This is a genomic window from Aromatoleum evansii (assembly GCF_012910805.1).
Lineage (GTDB): Bacteria > Pseudomonadota > Gammaproteobacteria > Burkholderiales > Rhodocyclaceae > Aromatoleum > Aromatoleum evansii.
Genome location: NZ_WTVK01000062.1, coordinates 21,607 through 29,746 on the forward strand (window position 1 = coordinate 21,607; position 8,140 = coordinate 29,746).

An 8,140-nucleotide genomic window follows, 5' to 3' on the forward strand; every position below is an offset into this window, starting at 1 on the left:
TCGCGTGGAAAGCGTCTAATGGGGCTATCTGGACGGCGGAGATCACGACCATGCATGACAAGAAACCCGGTTCCCTGTCCTCGCGCGATGTGCTTCAGCGCATTGGCCTGGACGACGAGAGTCACCGCAACCTCCTGCTCGACGAGGACGACTTGCTCGGCTCGCCCCTCGAAGCACTGGCCACGGCGCTCAAACAACGCTTTGACAGTCTCAATACACCCCGCCAGTTCAAGCCGGGGGACATCGTCCAGTGGAAACCCGGCTTTCAGAACCGACTCCTCCCGCGCATCGACAAAGTCGCGATCGTGCTGGAGGTGTTGCCGGAGCCGATCTTCGACAGCGAAAAGGACTCGAGCTGCACCTACTTCCGGGAGCCCCTCGACATTGTGCTTGGCCTCTTTCTCGATTCGGGGCCGCACCGCGGAGACTTTCTATCTTGGCATTTCGACAGCCGCCGCCTCCAACCTTGGAACGAAGGAGACGCGCAATGACCGCAGCCCGCCCCAATCTGCGCTCTCCGTGGCGCACCGATTTCTCGCAGGTACCGGCAGCCCAGCGTCGAGCGGCACGCTATGCCCTCAACATCCTGGCGAGCTTTCCCGTGCTGCACGAACGGCTTGAAGACGTGGACATGATCGGGGCGCTGTGGACCTTGACCCGTCCGCTCTTCGTCCCGACTACGCTCGAACTGCTGGAGACCCAATGGACGCAGCCTGACCCCGCAGCCGACGCGGAAGACGAGGATGAACTTGCCCGTCACGTCGGTTCGTCGCGCCGCGGGCGGCGGCACGGGCTGCTGGAAGGGGTACCGGGCGCGCGCATGCGGGCATACCTCGTCCGGCGCTTCAAGAGCCTGCCGAAAGCGATGCTCGAGCGGCTGAATAAGGCTGACGGGACGGCCCCGACCCATCCAAGTATCGAGGTGTTGGCACAGTGCGCCGAACTCGACGTCATCGAATGCAGCCTCGTTGATTTCGTCGAGAAGAAGGATTCGGTCAAAGGTTTCCGCGATTTTCTGCGAGAGACGGGGTACGAATCCTTCCGTGACCACTACGGGTGCCTGAGCGTTGCGCTCGGGGTCTCCGTGAAGGAAATTCAGCACCGCTTGCACCGGCGCGCCGCTCTCAGCCGCTTGCAACTCGTCAAGAAGGGCGGCCGGCGTTGCGATCTGGAGGATTTTCTGTGTGCTGAAAATCTCCTCGACGATCTCCTCGCGCTTGAACCAAGCACCCCAGAGGAACTGCTGACGGCCATCACTGAGCCTTGTCCCCCAGCAGAATGGACGCTCGCCGACTTCCCGCACCTCGAACGCGATAGCCGGCGCATGACGACTGTCCTGCACAACGCAGCCCACAGTCATTGTGTCGGTATCAACGCCCTGTTCTATGGCCCTCCGGGGACCGGCAAGACTCAGTTCGCCTACGCAGTCGCCAGCGTGGCAGGACTGACGCCGTATCAGGTCAAGACGGCCGACGACGACGGCGACGGATTGTCGCGCTCGGGTCGCCTCGGCGCCTATCAACTCACCCAACGCCTGCTGCGCGGGCGCACCGACTGCGTGATCGTCTTCGATGAAGTCGAGGACGTCTTTGCGACCAGCGAAAACGCCCTCCTCGCGCTTTTCGGGGGCACGCCGCGAGCGGGCAACGAGAAGGGCTGGATGAATCGCGCGCTGGAAGACAACCCGATCCCGGCTATCTGGATCACGAATGACGCTGACAGTATGGATCGCGCCTTCCTGCGCCGCTTTCTGCTCCCCGTGGCATTTACGAATCCGCCGCGCCGCGTTCGGCGTCAGATGGTCGAGCGCCATCTCGGGGATGGCCTCGTACCGGCAAGCGTTCTGGATGAACTGGCCGCGGACAGTCTCCTCGTCCCCGCCCAATTCGGCGCAGCACGGCGACTTCTGGAACTGCAGCCCGCCATGCCACCAGAACTTGTGGCGCGCGAGAGCGTATCGGCCAGCCGTCGCCTGATGACGGGGAGTGCGAGTCCGCGTCACCGCAACTCGGCCACCGCGTTCGATGCGGCCTTCCTGAACGTCGCCGGAGGCATTGCACCGGTACGCCTCGCGGACGCGCTCGCGCGGCGCGGTCGCGGAACGCTGTGCTTCTTCGGCCCCCCGGGGACCGGGAAGACAGAGTTCGCGCACGTCCTGGCCGATGCGCTCGACCGCGAATTGGTCGTGCGAGCAAGTTCCGACCTCGTGTCGCCGTACGTCGGACAAACCGAACAGAACATTGCGCGCCTGTTTGCTGAAATCGATGCGGAGCGCGCCATCCTGTTCCTCGACGAAGTCGACGGCCTCCTGCGCGACCGCCGCCAGGCCAAGCACAGCTGGGAAGCCACGCAGGTCAATGAACTCCTGCTGCGCGTGGAGCAGTTCGACGGGATTTTTATTGCAGCGACAAACCTGCTGGAACAGATCGACAGCGCTGCGTTGCGTCGGTTTGATTTCAAACTTCAGTTCAAGCCGCTCACGCTCGCTCAGCGCGCGGCCTTCTTTGCCCGCGAAGCGCTCGGCGATGTTGCCCACGCTAAAGCACTCGCGCCCGCGCTGTTGCGCAAGCTCGAATCCCTTGAAGAACTCACGCCAGGAGATTTTGCGAACGTCGTGAAGCAGCGCGACCTGCTGGGGGAACCGATGACCGAAGAGGACTTCCTGCGGCGGCTTATCCTCGAATGTCGCTACAAGGCGGGGCTGCGGGTTGCAGCGTGAAGCGGGGTATCGCGGATCCGCGAGAATCGCGTGCAACTGCGGCGAATTGTGAAGACAGCCCCGCCGGCGCCGATTTGCTCCGAAAGGCTTCGTGTGCGCAGCGCTTACATCAGAAAGCGAACCGGTCGCACCGGCAGTACGATTTCGCTTACCCCGTCCTTGCACGCCACGATAACCGATTCTCCCTGGGGGGTTGCTGAGTCTGCCGACGGGCACAATATGCCGCCTGGCCGCCTGAGTGCCTCGGCAGAAGACACCAGCGACGCCGCGCTGCTCCCTCCCTCCCGGACAATGAGCTGCAGCCAACGCGCCTCAGCGAGCCTTCCATTGACCCACTGGAGAAAAGGCTCGAAAAGATGATCGGTCCAGAGGGACTCCTGTGAGGGATAAAGCAGACGCTCGCCCGGGACGCACATCGAGCATACAGCCACCCGGCACTGCCAGCGGCGCGACATCGAGACTCAGGAGCATGTCCATCCATTGCCCTTCCCACTCGACGGAAACGTCCAGGCCCGCGGGGTGAAGCTTCATGGAGATGACCCGGGGAACCCCTGCAAAGGTGGCGTTCACTGACTTGTCCGTACGGTCTTCAAAATGAAGCGGAATGGCAAAGCGGATGCGGTTTTGGCAGTACCAATCGAAAAATGCCCGCTGCATCCGCGGTCGGATTCCGCGCTGCCACCTTACCTTAGGGCCCATCATGTCTCCCTTGCCTGGCCAGGCTGCACTAGTGCCAGCGCGAACCTCACGTCAGCGCCTACTCTAAAATGCAGCTCGCCCACACTGAACCGCAGGGCAGTCTGAAGAACGCCGTACGTACTCATTGCGAAGAAACGCTTGAAAGTCAAAACAACGGCTCAATCTCGGCGCCATTGACATTTCCATCAAAATAGGCCGTGATCGATCGGCCAAGACCCGGCATCCAGGTAAACGTCACTGAAACCTCGGAGGGAGCATCTTCATTGGCGTGCGCATGTCGTGCTGCCGCATCCGCAATGTATTGATTGAGTCGGAGAAGCTGCTCGTCGGTCAACTTGAAGTCTGAATGTTGCAGAGCCATTAGTGATCTCCAGTCGGTATCACATACGTGATGTCAATCTTGCTTGCGGAGGAGAAATCCTGGGAGCGAGTACGATTTCACTTCCCTTTCTGGCTTCAGCTGCACCGCCCGTTCGATTCTTTCGACAACCGAGCCGGCCCGAATCGCAAGATCGATTTGAAGTTCATCGAACATGCGCCGGAATGGGTGATACCGCCCCCCCCCTCCATTCGCTGCGACAAATGCAGCCATCCGGTGAACCAGTCTGCCACCGTCGGACCAGGGCAAAACTCGGGAAAGCATCGGGCGAGAATGGACTTATGCCCTGGCAAGTGGCCGGCGAAGATGTCGTCAAGGCGCAATTCTCCGGCTTCGATATGCCAGTTTCCAACATAGCCGCGGCGACACGCAGTAAATCTATTGCGGAATTCGCCAAGCCTCGCGGCGCAGTCAGAGTGGTACTCAAGTGGAAGCTCTGCTGCGCGATACGGCTGGCCATTAACGACAACTAGTTCTTTTACCTGTCGTGTCATAAGAGCTCGACGCACGTCGTGTGGCGAACACGGTTATCACTTCAAGTGACGCAGGGAGACCTGCAGCTGGCATCGGCGCCCCGACCTCGCCGGTGGGATCCCGTCGGAGTCGTTCGAAGCGCCGCCGCGTGGTCACGGGGTCGAGCCGGAAATCTCCGACGGATCGTCGATCTCTTATGTTCGGCGGTCGGCACGGCTCTGAGGGTGACGTCTGCAACCAAGGCGATGCGCTCGGATCCAGTAATCCCCTCTTCACCGCTCTCTTCGAACAAGTCAGCGATAGAGTCGTCGCTACTACGGTACGCGCCTTTTCCGCGCGAATCTCGCTACGAGAATCCCGTACCCCAAAGGCGATGTCCCCAATGCGCCAGCTTCTGCCGGTGGCTGCGCTGAACTCCACGAGTTGGTGCTTCACGTCCTCCAGGATTTCGAGTCGAAGCGCTTGAACGGCGGCTGTCACCCGTGCGCTCGGCAGCGCGTAGCTCACCGTCGGCTCGCGCAGTGAGAGACCTTCAGTGCTCGCCTGCCTCGCACGCTCCTCGAGGTTGTATATTTCAGTAATTGGGATACGGGCGGATGCGGTTAGCTTGACCCGTTCATAGCCCACTGCCTCGCCTCCCCGTTGAATGGCGGAAAATGCCCACTCAGCATCGATCAGTCGCGCCAACGCCCCGCAGATGCGCTGCTGCAACGCGTTCGGCGTTTGTTCTGCGGTGCTAACCAGCGCGTTGACCTCGACAGTGAGCCGAGCATCCTCCTGAGTAATGGTCTTCTGCGCAAAGAGCTTGAAGCGAAGAGTGTCGTCAGGGCGGACAAGATCCGCCAACATTTGCTTCTCAGTCATCAGTGCTTCTCCCTTGCCTGCCGGGGTGCCGGCCGGTGATCGAGGTAATTGCCGTGAAGTGATCCCCGCATCGTCTCAGCCGTCGCCGCGCTACTTTCGCTCCAACCATTATTGACGCGCGGGATGGATTGCAGAATGCCAAAACGTTGCGACACAGTTCGTCGCGTTATCCTTGGCCTAGCCGTCGCTCGCGCCTACATCGGTGTACGACAGTCAATGTCGGTGGGCTGCTCTAACATTCATCGTGCGTAGGTTGACCGGGCACCAAAACCCGGAAGCCTGTTAACAGCACGACCAAGAATTCAATGTCCTGCATTTCAGGAGTACACGAATGTCTGAACCTGTACCCCCCGCACCTCTACCTACGCCATCTGTCACAAAGGTCCCGGCGGCGCTTGTAGACGCTTTGCGCAGCGCCCAGCACGTCGTCGTGCTCACTGGTGCCGGTGTATCAGCCGAGAGCGGAATTCCGACCTTCCGGGACGCCATGACAGGGCTTTGGGAACGGTTCGCCGCAGAGGATCTCGCGACACGTGAGGCTTTCCGACGGGACCCGGAACTCGTTTGGGGCTGGTATGAATGGCGGCGTATGCGAGTGCTGCAGGCACAGCCTAATCCGGCCCATATCGCGATCGCCGAAATTCAGCGACACTCGCCACGCTTCACCTTGATTACACAGAACGTGGATGATCTTCACGAGCGCGCCGGTAGCGTCTCCGTCGTGCATCTGCACGGCAGTCTCCATCGCCCCCGCTGTTTTACCTGCGGCGAACCGCACGATTTTCCGACAGAAACTCCCCTTGAGCCCGACGGTGGCCGCCGCCTCCCTCCCCCGTCTTGCCCAAATTGCGGCGGGAAGATCCGGCCTGGGGTGGTCTGGTTTGGCGAGGCGCTCCCAGAACTGGAATGGATGCGCGCTCGGCACGCCGCACTGCAATGCAATCTGTTTATCAGCGTAGGAACCTCGTCCCTAGTCTACCCCGCCGCAGACCTTCCGCACTTCGCAGCATCTCGGGCACTGATCGTCCAGGTCAACCCTCACCCCACAAGTCTCAACAAAATCGCCAAGTGGAATCTAAGTGGAGCGGCCGGCATCGTGTTGCCGGAGATAGTCGCTGCAGCGTGGGGTGAAACGTGAGCTTTGGCGGTCATGAGCAGATTCTACGAGACCAGTAAGGCCTAAATAGAAGTCTGATTTTTCCGTCCATCCGCGACCAGGTCGAACTCTTGGACATGACGCTCACTGCGTTTCCTGCGACGTGTCAAAGCCTCGTGGATTCGCCGGAATTGGCCGAGACGTCTTCCGCACCTTAAGAAGCCCCGATGATGCAACGGTTACGACACACCCACAGCAGGTGCCGAGCTAAAGGGGACGCGAATCCAAAATTTTTCAAACACATATCACATATCTGGAGCACAAGAGGTGTGCCTCAGATTGCCTTGTTTATCAGGATCTGATCAGGGGTAGCTCCCTGAGGCGACGATCTCCGCAGGCCTCCACCTCAGCTTCCCACCCGCAAAGAACGCCCGATGCCGTCACCGGCTCGGGCGTTTGGCTTTCTGGAGACCATCATGCCTGCATCACTCCGTAGTTCCGCCTTGCCCGCACCAGAGATCCTGTTCGAACCGGGGGAGATCGTCGAGACAACCGGCGCACTCACCCTATTGAAGAAGTACAACTTGCACCCCATCCGCCTACTCGCGCGCCACCTGTTCGGCGACTGGGGTGACGTCAGCGCCGCCGAAGCCCACGCGAATGTTCTGGCACTGGCCGAGCACGCACGCGTCGTTTCGTCCTACCTGATGCGCGATGGCGAACGTCTGCTGGTCGTCACCGAGTGCGACCGCAGCATCACCAAATTCCTGCTCCCCCACGAGCTCCGACCCTGCGTCGGGCCCGTGGCGAGGTGCGGTTCGACAACGTCGTCAGCAACGTAGGAGTCAGAGATGCTCCTCCAATGCCCGAACTGTGATTCCACGCGCATTACCACTCGCAATCTGGCCCGCAGAGCAGGCGGAACTCTTGGAGCTGCAGGTGGAGCGGCTACCGGCGCGGCCGGCGCCCTGAGCGGCGCTGAACTAGGCGCAACCGTCGGTGTTGTCGCTGGTCCGCCGGGCATGATCGCCGGCGGGCTCCTGGGCGCACTGATCGGCGCGCTCGCCGGTGGTACTGCCGGCGGACTGGCCGGCGCCCGACTCGGCGAAGTCGTCGACGACCACGTTCTCGACAACTACCGCTGCCTCGCCTGCGGCTGTACCTTCAGTAGGCGCCCGATCCTCACCGGCAATCTGTAGTCGCCGGCTCTCGTCTTACCCGCTTCACCCTCCCTCTCTACTCCCAGCACCGATGCCGCTGTGTCTTCACAGCTGCACGATTGCGTGCGTCCATTTGACTGAAAGGAAGATTCCATGGCTCATCTCGTCCAACAAATAGCCTACGTCGGCGCAGAACCCTGGCACGGCCTCGGCAACAGCCTCCCCGAAAAGCAACCCCTTGAAGTCTGGCAGAAAGCGGCCGGAATGGACTGGACCATCCAGGAAACACCGGTCCGTTTCATGGCGGAAAGCGCCGGAAACCTCGGGAGTATCCACTCCTTCGACGAACAGAAGGTGCTCTACCGTTCCGATACCAAGGACGCCCTTTCGGTCGTCTCCCAGCGCTACAAGGTCGTCCAGCCGCGCGAAGTCCTGGAGTTCTACCGCGACCTCACAGACGTCTCCGGTTTCCAACTGGAGACCGCAGGTGTCCTGAAAGGGGGTAAGAAGTTTTGGGCCCTGGCACGTACCGGTCAATCGACGGCATTGAAGGGGAATGACCAGGTCAATGGCTATCTCCTCTTGGCGACAAGCTGTGACGGAACCTTGGCCACCACCTGTATGGCCTGCTCCCGATTCTCCGGACACATTGCATGGCAACATGTGTCTAGGAGGAATCGATGCGAACAAGAAGGAAGTTCTCGGACGAGTTCAAGCGCGAGGCGGTGCGTTTGGCAACGCAGCCGGGT

At 60.8% G+C, this 8,140-nt stretch carries 8 protein-coding genes and 1 pseudogene; 7 read left to right on the plus strand and 2 right to left on the minus strand.

Annotation, left to right across the window (positions count from 1 at the left end):
* Positions 1–50: 50 nt before the first annotated feature.
* Entirely contained in the window at positions 51–491 is a 441-nt protein-coding gene (locus tag GO615_RS22990) for a hypothetical protein (protein WP_169132214.1), read from the plus strand.
* Complete coding sequence (locus tag GO615_RS22995) at positions 488–2,719, plus strand: AAA family ATPase (RefSeq protein WP_169132215.1); 2,232 nt, start codon at positions 488–490, stop codon at positions 2,717–2,719. Before GO615_RS22990 ends, GO615_RS22995 begins: the two co-directional genes overlap by 4 nt.
* Positions 2,720–3,563: 844 nt before the next feature.
* On the opposite strand, the gene GO615_RS23000 is transcribed toward GO615_RS22995, so the two are convergent.
* A complete protein-coding gene (locus tag GO615_RS23000) occupies positions 3,564–3,779 on the minus strand; it encodes a hypothetical protein (RefSeq protein WP_169132216.1) in 216 nt (71 codons plus the stop codon).
* 477 nt (positions 3,780–4,256) lie between these two features.
* Positions 4,257–5,135 (minus strand): hypothetical protein, encoded by an 879-nt coding sequence (locus GO615_RS23005; RefSeq protein ID WP_169132217.1) that lies wholly within the window; start codon positions 5,133–5,135, stop codon positions 4,257–4,259.
* Between the two features lie 331 nt (positions 5,136–5,466).
* Here GO615_RS23005 and GO615_RS23010 point away from each other — a divergent pair, with 331 nt between their 5' ends.
* The 5 genes and pseudogenes from GO615_RS23010 to GO615_RS29545 all read left to right on the plus strand — a co-directional run.
* The gene (locus GO615_RS23010) at positions 5,467–6,273 is read left to right on the plus strand and encodes an SIR2 family NAD-dependent protein deacylase (protein WP_169132218.1); all 807 of its coding nucleotides are present in this window, start codon (positions 5,467–5,469) and stop codon (positions 6,271–6,273) included.
* 434 nt (positions 6,274–6,707) lie between these two features.
* Positions 6,708–7,073 carry a type I restriction endonuclease subunit M gene (locus GO615_RS23015; protein ID WP_169132219.1) on the plus strand — a complete coding sequence of 122 codons (366 nt, stop codon included), beginning with the start codon at positions 6,708–6,710 and terminating at the stop codon, positions 7,071–7,073.
* Positions 7,074–7,082: 9 nt separating this feature from the next.
* Entirely contained in the window at positions 7,083–7,430 is a 348-nt protein-coding gene (locus GO615_RS23020; protein WP_169132220.1) for a hypothetical protein, read from the plus strand.
* 114 nt (positions 7,431–7,544) lie between these two features.
* Positions 7,545–7,958, plus strand: a pseudogene (locus tag GO615_RS23025) (DUF932 domain-containing protein); the annotation flags it as partial.
* Between the two features lie 113 nt (positions 7,959–8,071).
* Positions 8,072–8,140: transposase (locus tag GO615_RS29545; RefSeq protein WP_169131142.1), on the plus strand; the 69-nt coding region annotated here is incomplete at its 3' end.